Below are 18,195 nucleotides of genomic sequence, written 5' to 3' on the forward strand. Positions count from 1 at the left end.
AACTTTTGAAAACGTAACATGTTCTATATTCAACAAAAAAGCCTGCAGACCCTGTTCCTTACGGAACTTTGTCTACAGGCTGAGGCCATCCTTTTGGGATGGCCTTTTTGTAGAGTACTCTTTTTGCAGATCTTAATATATTGAGATATCCGTTCCATAAAAGTGAAGTTGAAGGCGTTTTGCAACAGACTGCGACGAGTAATTTTCCCATGATGTACTATATAAAGGGATTCTTTGAGACTGGCGTATAGCGTTAGCCCAGGAAGATGCCAATCGAATTGCATATCCTTTTCCTCGATAGTCCTCCAATGTCTCCACCCCGACCTCCGCTGCTTTCCTGTGTATTCTCATCGTAATCCCAAATAAACACCCAGTTTTTCTTTTACAATATCTATAAGCTCTGCAGGAATGAGTACAATCTCATATCTAACCTGATCCGTACGCTTCGAAGATTTATTCAGTGGATTCATCCGGAATTGTCACCGCCGGGTTAAAATTGACCCAGGTTCGCCGGAATGAAAATGACCCACCCCTGTAGAATACCTCTCTCTGAAATTACCGACCAAAGTAGCTTCAGAGGGGAGACATATGCTAAGGAGTGGGACTGTGATCAGATTACACGAACTTCAAGTGAGCGGCAAGAGTATCCGCGAAATCACAAGGGAAACGGGTCATTCCCGTAATACCATACGAAAATACCTCCGCGCAGAAGGAATTCCGGAACCTCGTCCGCGTAAGAAGAGAGTCTCAAAACTCGATCCGTTCAAAGCCTTGCTGGATCTATACCTCGAAAAGGGAATTTTCAATTGTGAAGTGCTGCTGCGTCTCTTGAAAGAGCGAGGTTACACGGGGGGCATTACGATCATCAAGGACTATGTGAAGCCCCGTCGACCTCCAAAACAGGCACCTGCGGTGCAACGCTATGAGACAAAAGCCGGACACCAAGCCCAAGTGGACTGGAAGATTTGCGAGTACATCGATTTAAACGGTGAAGTGCGTAAAATCCCCGTTTTTACGATGGTGTTGGGTTACTCCCGAGCGATGTACATCGAATTTACAAAGCGCTGTGACATCCACAGTTTCTTACGCTGCTTGATGAACGGTTTGGAATACTTCGGCGGTGTTCCAAAGACCATGCTAACCGACCAAATGAAGACCGTTATTCTTGGCATGGGCGATGATCGAAAGCCGAGATGGCATCCGTTGTTTGAAGATTTTGCTGCGGCTATCGGCTTGATCCCCAAAGTTTGCCGCGTACGACGTCCCCAAACGAAAGGAAAGGTCGAGAGAAGCGTTCAGTTCATCGAGCAGAACTTCATGCCAGGGCGATCATTCACCGATCTTGGTGACCTAAATCGCCAAGCCAGACACTGGTGCGATGAGCAAAACCGTCGTATCCACGGTACAACTGGGGAAAGACCGATCGATCGCTTGGCACAAGAGAAGCTCGGTATGCTTCCGTCTCCGGAACGATGGGCAAAGTACCGGTTTGAACCGAGGAAAGTAAGCCGTGACGGATTTGTGAGCTACGACGGCGTTCGTTATGGCGTTCCATGGCGGTATAGCGGACGTGAAGTAAAGGTACGAGAGGTAAACAGATTCGTCGAAATATACTGCGAGAAGCAGCTCATCGCCCGGCACGAGAAGCAGTACCAATCCCGAAGGCTAGTGATGTGTGAGGACCAATACACGAATTTGAGTACAGCTCAGGGATATGCTTATCCAAAGCCGCAAGGCGTTCAGATTCCTGTACAAGACGTGGAAGTGCGTCCGTTGGACGTGTATGAACGTCTTGTGGAGGTGGGCGCATGATTGAGCTCGAACAAGCCCGCCAGCGTCTGGAGGAACTTGGTTTGGGTCAAGCCGCCCAATCGCTTGATGCCAAGCTGGAAGCTGCCAGCCGGAGCCAAAGCACGTATCTCTCTTTCCTCAATGATCTACTGGACGCTGAGATTCAGGATCGCCAGCGCCGAAATGTAGAGGTCCGCATGAAGCTGTCTCACCTCCCTTATCGGCGTACGCTCAACGAATTCGACTTCTCGTTTCAACCGGGGATTGATGAACGACTGATTCGTGAACTGGCTGCGCTGACGTTCGTTGGGAGGCAAGAAAACGTGTTGTTTCTCGGGCCTCCCGGCGTGGGGAAAACGCATTTAGCCGTTGCTATCGCTATGGAGGCCATTGGACAAGGATTGCCTGTGTATTTCGTCTCTCTCGCGCAGCTCGTGGGCGATTTACGAAAAGCTTATGAAGAGAATCGCCTGGACAAACGAATGAGGGTATATCTCAGGCCACGCATCCTCATCGTGGACGAGGTGGGCTACCTCCCCCTCGATCCGCTCGCTGCAAACCTGTTTTTTCAGTTGGTTTGTGCACGCTACGAGAAAGGAAGCATGATTCTGACTAGCAACAAGAGCTTTGGCGAATGGGGCGAACTCATGGGCGATCCCGTTCTTGCTACAGCTGTTCTCGACCGCTTATTGCATCACTCCCACGTCGTGAACATCCGGGGGAACAGCTACCGGCTCAAAGAAAAACTAAAAACCGGAATCTATTGTATTTTGCAACTCAAAAATGCAGAGTTTGGCGGCCAATTTATGCAGAACACTGCCAACATCAATACAAAAGAATTTAGGAAGACTTCATGCTGGATAGAGCATGGCGCAGTCGGTAGCTTTCTCCGGTAAACGCCAGAATATGGGCGTGGTGGACGAGGCGATCCACAAGGGCTGCCGTCAATCGCGTATCTCCAAACACCGTATTCCACTGCCCAAACTCCAAATTCGACGTCACAATCACACTGTTTCTCTCATAGCAGGCCGAGATAACATGAAACAACAGCTCAGCCCCCGTTTGGTGAAAGGGAACAAACCCAACCTCGTCCAAAATCAACAACTCACAGTCTGCCAGTTCTTTTTGAAACCGCATCAGTGCCCCATTCGCGTGTTTTTCCTGCAAGAGCGCAACCAGATCGGGAACACGGAAGAATCGAACGGCATATCCCCTTCGGCACGCCTCTACGCCAAGCGCTGTTGCCAGATGGGTCTTCCCCGTGCCCACTTTTCCCAGCATCAGCACATTTTCCTTGCGCTCCAAAAAACGTAGGTCGATCAATCCCTCCTTTGTACATGTTTCCGGTAAGGTGACTGCCTCAAAAGCGTAATCTTCCAGTGTCTTCAGTTGGGGAAACGCGGCTTTCTTTATCAGTCGCTTCAGCTTTGTCTCCTCCCGCCGTTGAATCTCCATCCGCAAGACTCCCAGCAAGAAGCTCTCCCGATCTTCAAACGGCACCTGTTCATAGGTTTCCATCACATGCGCCAAATGCAAAGTTTTGCACACCTTTGCCAGCTCTTCTCTCATTCCACCCTCACCCCCAGGATCCGGTCGTACTCATCCAGTATGGGTATCTGCCCGTGAAGGGCAGGGGGTGTATGCGACTCTGAAAACGGTTCCGGGCGGAAAACAGGGTGTTTTATCGCGTAAAGGGCATGCTCCAAGGCAACAGCCAGATGCTCTTGCTGATGCGACAATTCTCCCAGTACTTGCCCGATTTCCTTCAACGTATAGGTGTCGAGCAATCGATGGAGCAGGCGAATTCGTGCTTTTCGTGCATTCATGTCTTCCACCGTCAAAAACGTTTGGAGCGCCTGAGGCATCATATTGGTAAAGGAAGAATACATCACCGCCCGCGGGCGTTTTTCATATCTCTTCAATACCGCCTTCCAATCTACTGGAATGACTTTCTCCGTATAGGGACGAGGCAATGTCACAATCGGGGTGTATGTCCCGTCTGCCGTTAACACCTCCAGCACATCCCACTTGACTTTCACCAAAACCGGCTGCATGGCCCGACACTGCGGCAACGGGAAGAGAGCCGCGTCAAACGACAGCTCAGCGTATTTGTTCAGGTGGCACGTCTCCAGCCGGAAAATCTCCAGCGGTGTCGTCGGCAGCGTCAGCAGCTTGCATTTTTCTTGCTTCCACAACTCGGCAATGGTTTGCTTTTTCACATAGTGAGGGCGCTGCATATCCGCACGGGCAGCTTCCGCCAAATACGTCTCCAGTTGTTCCGGCGTATCGATAACCGGTGGCGGAACACACCAGTTCCGGCGTCCATACCCCACTTTGTTTTCCACATGGCCTTTCTCATGGCCGCTGTATGGATTGCAAAACAGGGGCTCAAAGCGGTAATGGGCGCAGAAACGCCGAAACGCTTCCGTACACTCTCGTTTTCCGCCTTGCTGGATGGACACAACAGCAGCGGACAAGTTGTCAAACCAAATCTTGCGAGGAACCCCTCCCATTTGCTGAAATAGCCGCCCTAAGGCCTCCAGAAAGCATTCCGTGTTTTCTTTCGGAACCGGGAACACAAAGGCGGCATTGCTGTACGGAAACGACAGGGTCAATACTTTCCGCTCCACCAGTTCTCCCGACTTGACCACGTACACCGTCCCAAAGTCAGCCTGGGCTTCCCCGCCTGGATGCTCCAAACGCTCAAAATGTTCGGCTCGTTCGGCTGCCATGGCTTTCTTCCGTTTGGAGACATATTCGGATACCGTTCGCTGCCCGCCAGGGAAGCCGTACTCATCCCGTAACCGCTGAAACATGCGGACGGCTGTATGGCGTTGCTTGCGTGGAAGACGCTCATCATCCTCCAGCCATGTGTCAATAATCTCTAAGTACGGTCCCAACACCGGATGGCGGCCTTTTCGCTTGCATACCGGTTCATTCCAATCGTCGCGATCCGCATATTTCTTGGCGGTTCGCCAATTCACCTGGACACGTTCCGCAATTTCCTGAATCGAACACCCTTCGACTTCCCGCAAAAATCGGATATACTGTTGTTGTGGCACTTTCAACATTCCTCTCACTCCCTCAGATTCTAGCCAAATCCAAGGGTAGATTTTGTAGGGGGATGTTGGCAAGTGCCTTTTTCATGGCCTCAGAATTGCGGTGGAACTCTGCAGTTTTCCGCCGCAATTCTCTGCACTTTTATCCTGCCATAAACAATCTATTCGACACCAGGCGCACAGGTGGGTCAAAATTATACCGGCGCTCGTGGGTCAAATTAATTCCGGCGTTGACAGAATTACCTCTTACTGATCTTCTTATTAGCCACCTTAGCATATTTTGAAGCCTTTCAAACGGATATTGGTATCAACGCTGATTTTATATCGTTATAAAGTTGATCCACTAGTGATTCCTGATATACCGGGGTTCGCTGTTGAAGAGCTGTTTTAACGGTCTGGACAAATGGGGTGGGAAATCCTTGGTTTTCCACTTCAACAATCAGCTTGTGAAGATTGTTCCACCTCCACTCCTCGATATGAATATCTTGGGTCACGGAAGCGTAGTCCTCCGGGGTGTATCGCCAGAATAGTATGTTCCCTGTTCCATAGCGACGCCATAACCGTACGGCCATCTGAAAGCCTTCAGGATCGAAATCTCCTGAATAATGCAATTGACAACCTGCAGATACCAGTCGATCACATAAAGCAAGAACCGCCAGGGAGAACTGCCCGGAAGAACAGACCAAAGGAGGTAATGGTCTCTCTTTAAATTCATGTTCCCATTGATCCAATAATGATGAGAATACTGAGGGATTCTCCACTATCCACACATGTTTGGGCGATTCTTCCTGCAAATATGGCTCAAAATCCGTACATCTAACAACTGTGCGAAGAGGAAGGCTAACTACTTCTTTTTTGCTCCCCACTTTACTGCTTCCCCAATCATTTTTACCACGGATCCCGCTAACCACAACCTGTGAAGACAGATCATCCCGCAATATACGATGATCGTACAGAATTTGCATGGTATCCTCTGAATTGGTTGGAGCGTTTTTCCCTCTTATGTAACAAAGGGCATAGAGCAACAATCTTCCCAATGGTGAATTCATGTCAAAAGCATGCGGATTTCCTGTCATATGAGTAGACAGAACGGGCAGGCGTATATATGCTGTCGGCTCCATGCGATCAAGATAGTACATCGCCTTTACTACTAACAGCAACCATCGCTTGATATCTTGGGGAGACGTATTCCACCATTGCCGAACTGCCATCGCGCCTACTCCTTCGTGTTGGGACAACCCCTGTATCCACTCTTTCGCTAAGGGATGGTTGTAAGCACTTGTTTCAACTAATACTTCCTCCCAGAATTTATTCCAAACCTGGAGATTCTGGAGTTGTTCCTCTTTTTTACTGATCAGAGACTCGCCGAAATACCCCTCCAAAATATCCAGCAGTGGCACTTCAGAAAACTTAGTTTTCGTTAATCCCTGTTCTATATCTGTTACACGGATGATTTCATTAGTACCGGTATCTAATGGACGATTCAGCAAGCCTGTCAGTGCCTCTGCTTCTGCCGGGGTCATGCTCCGTATCGATACTTTCCCACCAAGGTAACCCAAACTTCTATATTTTCGCTTTAGTTCCCGAAAAAGTCGATCATAACCTTGGGATTGTGAACGAAAATAGGCCACCGCTTGCTGCAGCAGTTTATGGTCTGTCATCATCATCCGTATTCTCCTCTTCCAAGCTAACTGCCACCTCAGTCTGGCTCCAGTCCTCCCATTCTTCATTCAATACATACAAGGTGCTGCCATCCCACAGGTATCGGGCTACGGATACAAAAGCGGCATTTTTGGGCCGTATCAATTCGCAGATAGCCAGACGAGAGACCGTGTCATAATCTCCCCAAAGCGCTTGCGAGTTCATGATATAATTAAAACCTAGTTGTTCAACCAGCATAAACATGTCACGTATGTTGTTTTCGTCCACTCCGGCAAATGCTTCGTCAAGTGAAATGACCCTGGGTGCCTGCGGGTCAGCTTCCATATATCGGGAATAGGCAGCCGAAAAGAGCGGGATATACATGGCCATTGCCTTTTCTCCGCCGCTAAATGTGAAAAAGATGCGATCTGTCAGCTCTTTGTTTGCTTCTCCTTCCCGCTTATGGAACAGTTTAAAGGTGAACCAGTGGCGATAATCCAGAATCCTCCTCATGATTTGGTGGAGGGTTTGTCCGCCACCTTCCGCAGAGTCTGCCAGATCTCGCTTGGCCCGCTCGATACGGGAACGGAAATGGTTGGTGATTCGCTCGATGTCTTGATCCCTCATCAAGGCTGGGTCTTTTCGCAAATACTCGACCAGCTCAGCCGTGTCTATCTGAGACTCGTCTTCCGCAGTTCGGGGTATCCATTTTAAGGAGAAGGTGAGGCCGCTCGAACTGTTCCGCTGTCTCATCAGTTCATTCATTCTTTCAACCCATTTTTCCGCACGGTGAATTCGATGTTTGATCACCCGTCCAACACTCTGCAGGATTACCTCTTCAAAGATTTTCCGATCCTCTGCGGTCAGATACAGGCGGTGCAAGTCAATCTCGTGATCCAGCCTTTCCAGCAGCATGTACGGGTGGCATCTCTTTCCTTCATACTCTAACAGCACCGTGCGACGTCTTGCTCTTGTTTTCAGCTCGGTCCAAAGATGGGACAGCGACAGCGCTTCCGCTTGTTCCTCCCATCCTTCTTCCACCTTGAACTGTAGCGCGTAATCGAGTGATGGCTGATACTCAAGCAAGTTGATTTGCCGTTCTGTTTCAAAGATCCTTTGCAGTTGATTGTTAAAAGTTTCTCGCTCACGACTAGTCATTACTGCTTGCAACTTTTTCAGTACGCGAAATGCCACGTCATCCAGCCTGTGCATTTCACCTTCTGCCGGATCACCATCTTCCTTAAAGCCGTCGAGATAACCCCAGAGCCCAAGCGCATATTCGTCAGAGAAAACTTTCCACCAAGCGGTCTGAAGTTGTTCTCGCACTTCTGCGACCTTTTCCGCTTCGAGCAGATTTTCCTGAAGTTGCTTACTGCTGTTGTCGGCTTCCCCGATTGCCCTCGATGTGGCTTGCAACTCGTCGGGCAGCCTGTGTAGTCTATTCTTACAATAGCGGATTCTTTCCCGGATCTCTTCGGCTCCCTGAGTGGCCAGCATGCGGTCAATCGCTTGCAAGCGTTGCTTCTGCTTTTCCACTTCCCCCTCAGCGACATTAACCTCTCCGCGCAACCGATCCCATTCATAGTTCGTATCTTCCAGCATCTCCTCGGTCTCTCGCTGCCGTAGGAGCAGGTTACACTTTTCGCGGTAGGCGGTTTCCAGTTTGCGCAGATCGTCCATGTAGTCCTGCATGGACAGAAGGGCATGGCGAAGCGTATCTACATCCAACGGGATCGTCAGCCCCTCTGCTGTTTGTTTCAGGAGATCACGTTCCTTATAAAGCATTTCGATCGCTTCTCGCACTCTTTGGTTGCGTCTGTGTACTTCCTCCTGCCATACTGTCAACCGCTGTTTTGATTGTTCCACCGCTTGCAAAGCGTCCAACAAATCCTTTTCGGAGGGAATGCCCTGAAATTCTTCGGCAAGAATCTGGAGACGTTTTTCTATATCACTCATTTTTTCCTGAAGGCTTTCCAGTTCCTTGTCCAAATCCTCCAAACGCTGTTTCCAGAGCGCCAATTGCTCCTCACGATACCTGCGTCTCGCTTCGCGTCCCACATATACCGACTTCTCAATGACAGGAGCATGTCCGCTCAAGACGCCCACTCCAAAGCTTCCGCTTGCTGTAACAAACGCAGGTAAGGATGACCCGGTAGTTCTTTCCGCCAAAATTGTATGCAGTACCGCTTCAATCTCCTCTTGAATAATTCCTGTCCCTTCCGTAGGGGTTGGTATCAACCATTCGCTGATCGTATACGAAAGTAGTTGAGGATCCGGCACGATCACTTTGTCTTTTACATATTCGGCCCAAACATCTATGTGATCCAGATATGACGTGGGAATGATCAATGCGTCCAGCAGTCCCGCTTCCGACAAAGCAGATTCTATTGCAGCGCGTACCATCTCCGGCACTTCCTGTCGAAACTCCACTGCAGCATAGAGCGGCACATGTGGAATTCCCTGCTCACTCAGCCACTCTCTCGCTCTGGTTGTTTGCTCATGGCGGGGTGGTTCTGGATCTTTTCTAGTTTGCCACATGCGATACTCTTCTTCGGCTTGCTCACGCTCCCGTTGCTTTTCCTGCACCTGCCTTTGCACATTCCCATGGAGATCGCGCAAATCCTGGCGCAGTAGCTGATAGGCGTAAACGATCGGATCTCTAACCGTTTCAAAGCGAACTGACGATTCGAACTGAGCAATCTGCCGAATCGTTTCACGCACCGTCTCGGGTGATAGCAGAAGCTCGCTCACCTCTCCCTGCCATTGGTGCATACGGGCGATCAATTTCTCTTTTTCCTCCTCTACCACAAGTTCCCATTTTTCTTTTTCCCGTTGATATTCATCCACCTGCTTTTGAGCGTCACCCAGCGCACGCTCCGCTTCCATGCGAATCCGTTCCGCCTCTGCTGTCTTTACGGCCTGATGATGAGTCAGCTGTAGTTGGTTCCGATATTCCCGCGACTCCTTTTGCCACAGTTCCATCGAATATCCTGGCTGCGCCTTTTCAAACTCCCTGCGGGCCATCTCATGCGCAGGAAATTCGTTTTCCTCCACCGCCTGCTCCATATCTTCGAGCAGATCGGCCATTTGATCTTCGGCGTTTTTGATATTCACACCGATATCTTCAATGGTCAGTCGCAACTGATTGACCTTTACCCGTTTGCCATCGCTTTCTTTCTGCTTATCCTCCAAGCGACGCTGTTCCTGCTGTAGCTGCTGCTTAACCTTGATCCGTTCTTCTTCCGCCTTTGAGATGTCGTGATCCTGTAAACGCTCATGTTCTTCTGTAAGGGTTTGCTGTTCTATTCTGAAGGTATCCAGTTGGGATTGCAATCGAATTCTTTCATCATCCTTTTGGACTAGCAGGTGCCGGTACTCCTCCACCTTGTTTTGCGCAGCCCGAGCTGCGTTGACAGCATCGGCCAACCCCTTCGCTTTATCGTACCAGATATACCGGTTGTATTCGGTGTACTCCCTAGCAATCCTCGAGAGCGCCTTCTGGTCCCGCTCCAATTGTTCCAGTTGCAGTTTCGTACGGTCCATTGATTCAATCGCCTCGGACAAAGGGCGCAGCTCTTCATCAGAGAGACCCGGCAACGAATTTTCCAGGATATTGTAGATCACAGTCGGTTTAAAGTCTTTGGACAGTTTGGGACTCCGCAAATGAATCAGAAGCTTGATCAAATCTTCATAAGCTTCCAGTGAAGGGAACCCAAAAAGAAGTTTGTTCACCATCTCCGCGTAATCGCTTTGCGAGAAAACGACCCTGCCCCCGGGGCCGATCTCCTTCTCCAGTTCCCGTTTACCCAGCGGAATGCGCTCTTGCTCCTGCTTTTCCGCATTGTATACCAGCCGGTACAAAAACAGGTCATGCCCAATCCTTCTGTTGTCCTGAACGGAAAAGCCCCAGAAGTCCATCTGCGCATTGCGCTTGGCTCTTAAACCGATCCCGATCGTCATGAATTGATTCGTGTACGGTTTGCAAAATTCCAAATACAGATAGCCGGTTCTCTCATCACGGCCGGTTACTTCCTTTTCCCCCAGCAAGTAGTCTTCCATCCGCCTTGCCTTGGAACCAAAAGGGTCCAGGCGATCCGGACTTTTTTTGCCGTCCAGTACTACCGGCAGCAAACTTTGCATCGTTACCGACTTTCCAGAGCCGTTGGTTCCACGCAGCAACAGCTTGCCATTGGCAAATTCAAAACACTCGTCATCGTAATACCAGAAATTGACCAAACCCGCTCTGGACAACTGCCATCTATTCGCTTCCATCCTGCTACTCCTCCCCTTCCTTTCGCTTCTTCAGGTAATCTTTCGGATATTGGGACATAATTCTCCCCAATCGTGGCATGATCGCGATCAATTGTTCCATTTCATCCCGATAAGCCAATCTCCATGCCTCCATCTCTTCCAGTAACTGATGCGCCAACTGCCTGGTCGACATCTCACGCAACGCTTTTCCCCAGCCATGGCCATATTCAGCCTGGCATTGATCCAAAAGCATCTCATAATCCACTTGTGTCAAGAGCAGACGGCCGTCGTTCTGCAGGGGAAAAGAGCCTGCTTCAACCGCTGCGCGAACAGTCCCGGCAAAAAAGAAAACCACATCGCTGATCGCTCTGGTATCAGGATAAAGTGTGCTTCCCAGGCTTCTCCCATGATGCACCAGCATTGCATCTTGTCCATAGATCTCCAAATCAAGTCCCACTGTCTCTTCAAAGTCTCGCATTATTACATTTCGCTGGTTGCGAAGATACGTCCAATCCCCATCCGCCATCTCTTCCTCCCGTATTCCGGGAGTTAGCAACAATTGGCGGTAAACACGATGCCTCCGCGCCAATGTTTCGTTTTCGGTGTCAACGATTTTCAAAAGATCCTCTGTCGTCTGGAATTGCATCAAGTCACGCGGATATGCTCGTAGAAAATATTTCACCAAAGGGGTAGACTCATACAAGACATCCGATTGTTCTGAAGCCGCAAACCCTTGATCGTCGCCATCCACAACAACCAGTAGCTTCCATTCACGGGCAAGCTGCAGGACGCGGACTAGCGACTTGCGATGGTTGTAATTGGTCCAATCCACCGTACCGGGGCCCGAGTAGGTGACTTTTATTTCCTCGCATATATCGGAAAGCAAGAATTGATCGTCGATGCTTTTTGCCTCCAAATACGCCATCAACAAAGAAAAAAACGTATAATCCCGGACTTCCACAAACCCAGGCAATCCCATGCACGGTTCTATTTGCCTGCTCACAAACTTTTCCAATTTGACAAATTCGTAATGTATCAGCAGACGAAACCCCAGCTTTTCATTAAAAAAGGGTCTTAGCACATGCTCGCGATCTCGAACCGCCTGATACCAAACCATGTCGCTGCGTGGAATCCAGAATCTCTCCAGCAATTCCCACGCCGCTTGCTGAGCCAACTCATCAAAACGAGGTGTATACTTCGCGTCGGTTCGCTCAACCTGGCTCATCTCTTCACCTTGCTTTCATCAAGAAAGTAAAGCACATAATCGGGCATTTCCAGAATGCCGTCTGTGCACCGCAAACGCACCCGTTCTCCTGTACCAGACTCGACCACTTTGAACCGTCTGCCGTCGTCTGTCTTTCCTTCTCTTCCTGGTGACGCCATACTTTTACCGATCCATCCAAGCAAGGTTTGCCGTACAAATGGTTCGATGACCGGAAGCTCCCGCACACTCACCCGATACCCTGCAAATATCTGATTCAATCTGGCTTGCCGCTCCGCCTTCTGTTTCAAATATTCAGCCAACATCGCTTTTTTCTCCTCTTCTTTCGAGTCGATTTTGCTTGGTCTCGTTCTCTCGCGGTATTCTTGCACGCGCGGCTTCACCACATATTCGGCTGGCTTCATGTCCCAGATGGTGGAGTAGATGTCTTCCGTAACCTTCGGTGTATCTACCCACATATGCCTCATCCGGGAAATACCGAATACTGCTGCCGATAAACAATGGGCCTCTTTCACATCTTCTAAAGAGGCAAACCATTTTGCGAGATACAGGTAGTCTGCCCTGCGGCTCCGCATGCTGGATTGCCGTTCCCCCATGCGCTGAGCATAACGGGTGATGCGGCGTATCGCTTCAGTAGTCTCCCGCTGCAAGTCTTCCAGATCACTGCCCCGACCGCTTCCGTCTCCCAGAAACCATTGCCAGATTCCTTCCCACTGATCGTAATAGCGCTTCACAAGATCCTCTTTTACCAGGGGTGTCGTTTCAAAACGAGGGATAGAGACTTCGTAATCTGCTATCCTATGGAAAATGTCATTCAATAAGGCCCGATTCACTTGTTCGAGCAAGCCTTCTATCTGGTAAGAGCTTCGCTGCAATCCCATCATGAAGCGTCTCAGGTAGTCGGTCACTTTATCTTTGTAAAGAAGAAACTGTTCCGTCATCATTACATCTTCAACTTGAACGCTATCTAGGTTCGCCATATAGTCCCGGGCGTTATTGGTCACCTTACGAAACAATTCGTACAATTCCGTCCACCAATGGTACATTTTCTCATCTGTCCAATCTTCTATCTCAAAACGCGGACGCTCTCCCGGTTTGTGAAAGGAGGTACGAGCCAGTCGTGTCAAGAATCTCAAGGTTTCTACCAGTTTATCAAACTGGGTAGACTCCAGAGAGCCACCGTATGTATCTCCCATTTCTTCCAACTCTTCGATCAAACGCTCGAACTTAATTGTGTACGGGCTCGCTTGATAGCGATACCTTTTTTTCTTGAAATCTTCTATTTTGTTCACCTTGCCCGATTGTTTTCGCTGCAAGTTTCCCCAATCGTGCAACTGTTGTAAATCCAACTGAAGCAAGTCTTCGGTGTATACGGATGCCTCGCTTGGCTCCATCCGTTCTTTTACCGCTTGCAAAATTTCTTCCGGTCTTAGCCAGTAGCGAAGTCGCTGTTGTTGCTCGTAGAAATAGCGCAAGATTGGTCGGTAGCGGTATGCGTTTTCTACTGACAGGTATTTGGCTTCGGTTATGGCTTTATAGTTGGCAAGGGAATGATTATTCGACAAAAGAGTACCTCCCCCATGAATGTCTATATGAAGTAACCTATTTGGTTGGCAAGCTTTCTTTTATTATCTCGCCGTTGGTTATGTATATCTCTTTTGGTTACATAGCTCATTCTTATCTTACCATCTTTGCTAAAAATTGTTTGATAGTTTTGCGAGGAAATGCTTGAAATAATTGAATAGGAATTTTACAATATCACAGGAACGTATGTTCTATATTATCTAAGGAGTATTTCTACCATGGCAATTGGGGATCGTTACAAAACCGGACAAAAATCCTCGGCAAATGGGTATTATGCATGGGATGGTTACACCGATGGGACTTATTCACCGAGACCTATAGATGAGGAAATAAAGATTAAACTGGAGAATGATGAAGTTTTTCCACCTATCAATTCTGCAGATATAGGTGCTTATTGGAAGATGACGTTGTATGCTAAGTGGTAACAAATGGAAACAGGAACAGCCTTCAGGTTGTCCTTGTTGTGTTAAAGTCGTGTATTTTTGGGGGTCTGTCAAGATTTTTGTGTAAACTCAGTCAACCGAGATATGAAAAGATTTCATCCCCCTAATTGGGGCGTCTTTTTCGAAACCAATAGAGTCAAGGGCGTAAGGCGAAGTGAACCCTTGACGTTTTGGTGGGGAGAAAGATCACCCCTTCGGGGATGAAGCCTTTTATTTGTTAACTGGAGGATATCTAAAGAAGGTGGCAATCTCGTCCCAGTTATCCCCACCAGAAACGAACCATCAAGGGATATTTACTGCCCCAGATTTGTTCAAACTGCTCGAGTTCTTCCAACGCGGCTTGCTACGTTGGAGCTTTATAGATGAGTTTTAGCTCGGACGTGACCTTTTTGAGATCCTTATTGGAAACATACTTGATGGAGCTTCGGATTTGATGGATGGGATTACATATTTCTGAATCTCCGTTGTCGGATAACATTCTAAAATGGCTTCTGTAAAGCTGCGAAGGTTATCGACCCTTGTAATGAGAATATCCTGGACCCCACGATTTTTCAGTTCATTGGGAACATTCATCCAGAATTTTGCCCATTCATTCTCCCCAATCCAGATCCCAAGTACACCTTTATGACCGTCAAGGTCAATACCCATTACCATAAGGGCTGCTTTGTTGACGATAGCTCCGTCCTGCTTTACCTTAAAGTGAATGGCGTCGAGGAAAACAACAGCATAAACCGCTTGCAAGGGGCGATTTTGCCACTCTTTGATCAACGGTACAATCTTATTAGTTACATTCAACATGAGCGTTGGTGAGACTTCGATGCCATAGAGCTGCTGCAGATGGTCTTGGATAGCGCGAGTGGGTACGCCTTTGGTATAGAAGGCAAGAATTTGATCTTCGATCCCTGTAACATTGGATTGATGTTTCTTTACAATGTTCGGTTCAAAAATGTCAACATCCCCGTTCTCAGAACGGACGGTTTTCTTGCCATACCCTTTGCGGCTGTTGGTTGTCGGCTTGTTTTTCATGTCATGCTTGGCGTATCTAAGAGAGGACTCTATTTCAGCTTCCAGCATTTCTTAGATTGTGTCTCCGAATAGATCCTTTAACGCTGACTGTACATCGTCCACTGACTTCATGTTTTTCTCTTTGATCCACTGCTTGATCTGCTCTTTGACATAATAAAAATCTCCCAACCTTTCTATTTCCTAAATGTAGTTTAGAGGTTGAGAGTTTACACAAAATATTTTACAGACTCCAAAAAAAGAACACTATTATAACTATTCTCCTTTAATTTTTTCCTGCAGGAACAACACGCGGTTTTTTGGAGGGGTTTGTCGCTAATTAACAACCCCCACAGACATCTCGGTCGTTGGAGTTAGTTTCTTGAGTACATCTTCTTTAAAAAAGTCATTAAGACTTTCAAAAACAGGAGGCGGCTGAATTACTTCTTTGGATAATGAAGTATTAAACTCCTCTACATATAGATAAGATATCTCTGATTTCTTAGATTCAATAAATGAAACTAAATTATTCTTCCCTTCACTAGCTTTATGTGACTTACAAAATAAAAACTTTGTTTCTCCTCGAAGATTGGTAAAAAAAGATGTTTCTATAAATTCGTATTCATCAAATAATATGTCCTGATACTCTCCCCTGTACTTATCTATAATGAGTTCAATTACTTTCTTGTATATCTTCGGGATTAGGACATCTTCAATTCTTGTAACCGTATAAACCATACTTGGATTATAACTGTCAAAGCTAACCAAATCTACTTTATTACTCTCATGATTTATTTGTATACGTTTCAACTGTATTTTTCCAGAAGGATCTTTGCCAAAGTCTGTGCTGTCCGTAAGATTCGGATCAGTATCAGTCAAACAAAGAACTCTCTTAACACTATTCGCTCTCTTGTCAATTTTAAGGGGCATAACTAATAAATTGTAAAGGTTCCTTACATTGTTAACTCCCCCGACCGGTAAAACCCTAACTTTCTCCACGTTTAGAAATGTTTCTAAATATCTCTTATCTGTTCCTCCTTCACACAAAATTAAATGTTTTGAAGATTCTTTTCTAATATATGCTGAGAGACTTATCGCCAAATCATAGACACTTTTTAATTTTATCTCATCGGGGAAATACTCTTGATTATCAAGATAATTATAAAAGTCGAAAATTGAAAACTTCCCCTCATAATTTGACTCTTCAGTATCAGCTAAATGCAATAAAGTTCCATTCTCTATTACTGGTAACACACCGTACCAGTGAGTTGTTACCAAAACTTGATTTCCAAGTACATTCGAAAGCTTTTCTAGCCTTTCAAATTGTTCAAAGCAGTGAGTAAGGTCTTGTGAAACCTCAGGTTCATCAATAGCTAATATTACATTCCTACCCTTTGACTCTTCTTCTTTTCCTCTATTACTTAAAAATGCATATATTACATCAATAAGTGCTCTCCGCTGTTCTCCCGAACTCAATTCTTCAATTTCTTTTTGAGAACTTTTTAGTGTTCTCTTAGAGAAGTATCCTTCTAATATATTATCAACAATATCAGAAGGAGTTATATTTTGTTTTCTATTTCTTACTGCTTTAAATTCATACTCAGGGTTTACCGACTTTATGACACTATTAATATCATTAATAAACACCGACAATTGACTATTTATATGATCAATTAATGATTGATTTTTATCGTCTACATTCATCTTTTCCCTTAGAAGCTGTTCGATTTTTAGAATAACATTTTGATTCATTATTTTTTGCATTTGTATATTCTCAATTCGAAGGGTTGAATTTGCCTGCTGTTCTACGGGAATATAAATATAGTTATAGTACCCCTCTATGAGATTGTTAACCTGGTCTAACGAAACTGAACCTAAATCCTTAGCTATATTTGAGAACGGCTTGCTTGTGCTTTTAGAATCAACGTCCCGACCTACTACTAACAAATAGTGGGATTCAGAATAGCTTACTTTAAGTTTTTCAATTTGACTAAAAAACTCAACTATATTTGCCCTCCGTGTAGCGCCTTTAAACGAATCATTTGCTTCTTTCCAAAGATAATTACTCACACGTTCTAAAGCAGCCTTAATTTCCTCAGCTTTTGATTTAAAATCGGAATTCTCTAACCACTGCTCTAAGGATTTTTTTTCCATGAGGAATACAGGGGATATAAATAAATCCTCTCTGTTTTTACTTTCTCTATTAATATTCCATATTCCCTGTTTAAAATAGTAGTTTAAAGCCTCCAATATTGCGCTCTTACCTGTTCCATTTTTCCCAACAATAGTTGTAAATTTATAATTTTCATTTATGCACAGGTGAATATATGCTGTTTGAGCATAAGATTTGAATCCATTAATAAATACGCCCAATATCATTCTTTGACCATTCCCTTAGTTATAATTCACTCTATATTAACATAATTCTAAATCACTTGTATTTCTGGGATATTTTTCGCCCTCACTTATGATACGGTTCCCCCCGCCCAATCCGAAACGCCCGATAAACCTGCTCCACCAGCACCAGCCTCACCAACTGATGCGGAAACGTCATCTTCGAAAACGACAACTGCACATCCCCCCGCTTCAGCACCTCAGCCGACAGCCCCAGCGACCCGCCAATGACAAACGCCACCTGGCTGCGCCCGTGCAAAGCCAGCTTGTCCAGCTCGCTGGACAGCTTCTCCGACGACCACATCTGCCCGTCGATGGCGAGCGCGATCACGTAATGATCCGGCTTGATCTGGGCCAGGATGCGCTCGCCCTCCTTGCGCTTGACCTGCTCCATTTCGCTTGCACTCAGCTCTTCCGGTGCTTTCTCGTCGCTGACCTCCACGATCTGCAGCTTGCAATACGCCGACAGGCGCTTGGTGTACTCCGCGATCCCTTCCCGCAAGTATTTCTCCTTCAGCTTGCCCACCGTTACGATCGTAATCTGCACGCCCTTACATTCCCTTCTCGCGCAACAACGCAAAATCAGCCGGCGCTCCGCACTCACGGCAACGCTTGTCCAGCTTATCGTCTTCAATAGAAGCGGCGCGGTACGTATCCGGCGCAGCCTCGAATTCATCCACATACTCATCTATCTGCGTATCCGCATGCTCCATGCAGGCAAAGCGCACCGGATGCTCCGGGTGCAGCACTACGTCCTTGCCCTCGATGCGAATCGTTTTTTCTTTCTTGTCCATCCGTAAATCGTCCT

The 18,195-nt window shown here is 46.9% G+C and carries 13 protein-coding genes and 1 pseudogene; 3 read left to right on the top strand and 11 right to left on the bottom strand.

Going from position 1 to position 18,195, the window contains the following annotated elements; all coding sequences use genetic code 11:
- Positions 1-132: 132 nt before the first annotated feature.
- Positions 133-351, bottom strand: coding sequence for a GNAT family N-acetyltransferase (locus NST96_RS26925; RefSeq protein ID WP_081787888.1), 219 nt, complete (start codon positions 349-351; stop codon positions 133-135).
- Between the two features lie 237 nt (positions 352-588).
- Here NST96_RS26925 and istA (NST96_RS26930) point away from each other — a divergent pair, with 237 nt between their 5' ends.
- Positions 589-1,812 carry an IS21 family transposase gene (istA, locus tag NST96_RS26930; RefSeq protein WP_024982953.1) on the top strand — a complete coding sequence of 408 codons (1,224 nt, stop codon included), beginning with the start codon at positions 589-591 and terminating at the stop codon, positions 1,810-1,812.
- The gene (istB, locus tag NST96_RS26935) at positions 1,809-2,687 is read left to right on the top strand and encodes an IS21-like element helper ATPase IstB (RefSeq protein WP_342405116.1); all 879 of its coding nucleotides are present in this window, start codon (positions 1,809-1,811) and stop codon (positions 2,685-2,687) included. Before istA (NST96_RS26930) ends, istB (NST96_RS26935) begins: the two co-directional genes overlap by 4 nt.
- Here the strand turns inward: istB (NST96_RS26935) and istB (NST96_RS26940) are convergent.
- The 6 genes from istB (NST96_RS26940) to NST96_RS26965 all read right to left on the bottom strand — a co-directional run bounded on the left by istB (NST96_RS26940) (position 2,632) and on the right by NST96_RS26965 (position 13,529).
- On the bottom strand, positions 2,632-3,360 hold the full coding sequence (gene istB / locus NST96_RS26940) for an IS21-like element helper ATPase IstB (RefSeq protein ID WP_023555238.1): 729 nt from the start codon (positions 3,358-3,360) through the stop codon (positions 2,632-2,634). The genes istB (NST96_RS26935) and istB (NST96_RS26940) overlap by 56 nt on opposite strands.
- A complete protein-coding gene (gene istA / locus NST96_RS26945; RefSeq protein ID WP_023555239.1) occupies positions 3,357-4,862 on the bottom strand; it encodes an IS21 family transposase in 1,506 nt (501 codons plus the stop codon). Before istA (NST96_RS26945) ends, istB (NST96_RS26940) begins: the two co-directional genes overlap by 4 nt.
- A 278-nt stretch (positions 4,863-5,140) precedes the next feature.
- Positions 5,141-6,517, bottom strand: a complete 1,377-nt coding sequence (locus tag NST96_RS26950) for a TIGR02679 domain-containing protein (RefSeq protein ID WP_024985532.1) — start codon at positions 6,515-6,517, stop codon at positions 5,141-5,143.
- Positions 6,498-10,763, bottom strand: a complete 4,266-nt coding sequence (locus tag NST96_RS26955) for a TIGR02680 family protein (RefSeq protein WP_171506849.1) — start codon at positions 10,761-10,763, stop codon at positions 6,498-6,500. Before NST96_RS26955 ends, NST96_RS26950 begins: the two co-directional genes overlap by 20 nt.
- Before the next feature lie 4 nt (positions 10,764-10,767).
- A complete protein-coding gene (locus NST96_RS26960) occupies positions 10,768-11,967 on the bottom strand; it encodes a TIGR02678 family protein (RefSeq protein ID WP_024985534.1) in 1,200 nt (399 codons plus the stop codon).
- Positions 11,964-13,529 (bottom strand): TIGR02677 family protein, encoded by a 1,566-nt coding sequence (locus tag NST96_RS26965; RefSeq protein ID WP_024985535.1) that lies wholly within the window; start codon positions 13,527-13,529, stop codon positions 11,964-11,966. Before NST96_RS26965 ends, NST96_RS26960 begins: the two co-directional genes overlap by 4 nt.
- A 237-nt stretch (positions 13,530-13,766) precedes the next feature.
- Here NST96_RS26965 and NST96_RS26970 point away from each other — a divergent pair, with 237 nt between their 5' ends.
- On the top strand, positions 13,767-13,973 hold the full coding sequence (locus NST96_RS26970) for a YjzC family protein (RefSeq protein ID WP_171506850.1): 207 nt from the start codon (positions 13,767-13,769) through the stop codon (positions 13,971-13,973).
- A gap of 240 nt (positions 13,974-14,213) precedes the next feature.
- Here NST96_RS26970 and NST96_RS26975 read toward each other — a convergent pair.
- The 4 genes and pseudogenes from NST96_RS26975 to NST96_RS26990 form a co-directional block, all read right to left on the bottom strand.
- Positions 14,214-15,128 (bottom strand): annotated as a pseudogene (locus NST96_RS26975) (IS256 family transposase); the annotation flags it as partial.
- Between the two features lie 201 nt (positions 15,129-15,329).
- Positions 15,330-17,372, bottom strand: a complete 2,043-nt coding sequence (locus tag NST96_RS26980; protein ID WP_342405117.1) for an AAA family ATPase — start codon at positions 17,370-17,372, stop codon at positions 15,330-15,332.
- Positions 17,373-17,454: 82 nt separating this feature from the next.
- Positions 17,455-17,934, bottom strand: a complete 480-nt coding sequence (gene rlmH, locus NST96_RS26985; RefSeq protein ID WP_122957868.1) for a 23S rRNA (pseudouridine(1915)-N(3))-methyltransferase RlmH — start codon at positions 17,932-17,934, stop codon at positions 17,455-17,457.
- A gap of 4 nt (positions 17,935-17,938) precedes the next feature.
- Complete coding sequence (locus NST96_RS26990) at positions 17,939-18,181, bottom strand: CxxH/CxxC protein (protein WP_031932442.1); 243 nt, start codon at positions 18,179-18,181, stop codon at positions 17,939-17,941.
- Between the last annotated feature and the right edge of the window lie 14 nt (positions 18,182-18,195).

This window comes from Brevibacillus sp. FSL K6-2834 (assembly GCF_038592925.1).
GTDB lineage: Bacteria > Bacillota > Bacilli > Brevibacillales > Brevibacillaceae > Brevibacillus > Brevibacillus borstelensis.

What these genes read in the sequence shown, in the direction of transcription:
- NST96_RS26925 (WP_081787888.1), bottom strand. Translation starts at nt 351, where the DNA reads ATGAGAATACACAGGAAAGCAGCGGAGGTCGGGGTGGAGACATTGGAG.
- istA (WP_024982953.1), top strand. Translation starts at nt 589, where the DNA reads ATGCTAAGGAGTGGGACTGTGATCAGATTACACGAACTTCAAGTGAGC.
- istB (WP_342405116.1), top strand. Translation starts at nt 1,809, where the DNA reads ATGATTGAGCTCGAACAAGCCCGCCAGCGTCTGGAGGAACTTGGTTTG.
- istB (WP_023555238.1), bottom strand. Translation starts at nt 3,360, where the DNA reads ATGAGAGAAGAGCTGGCAAAGGTGTGCAAAACTTTGCATTTGGCGCAT.
- istA (WP_023555239.1), bottom strand. Translation starts at nt 4,862, where the DNA reads ATGTTGAAAGTGCCACAACAACAGTATATCCGATTTTTGCGGGAAGTC.
- NST96_RS26950 (WP_024985532.1), bottom strand. Translation starts at nt 6,517, where the DNA reads ATGATGATGACAGACCATAAACTGCTGCAGCAAGCGGTGGCCTATTTT.
- NST96_RS26955 (WP_171506849.1), bottom strand. Translation starts at nt 10,763, where the DNA reads ATGGAAGCGAATAGATGGCAGTTGTCCAGAGCGGGTTTGGTCAATTTC.
- NST96_RS26960 (WP_024985534.1), bottom strand. Translation starts at nt 11,967, where the DNA reads ATGAGCCAGGTTGAGCGAACCGACGCGAAGTATACACCTCGTTTTGAT.
- NST96_RS26970 (WP_171506850.1), top strand. Translation starts at nt 13,767, where the DNA reads ATGGCAATTGGGGATCGTTACAAAACCGGACAAAAATCCTCGGCAAAT.
- NST96_RS26980 (WP_342405117.1), bottom strand. Translation starts at nt 17,372, where the DNA reads ATGATATTGGGCGTATTTATTAATGGATTCAAATCTTATGCTCAAACA.
- NST96_RS26990 (WP_031932442.1), bottom strand. Translation starts at nt 18,181, where the DNA reads ATGGACAAGAAAGAAAAAACGATTCGCATCGAGGGCAAGGACGTAGTG.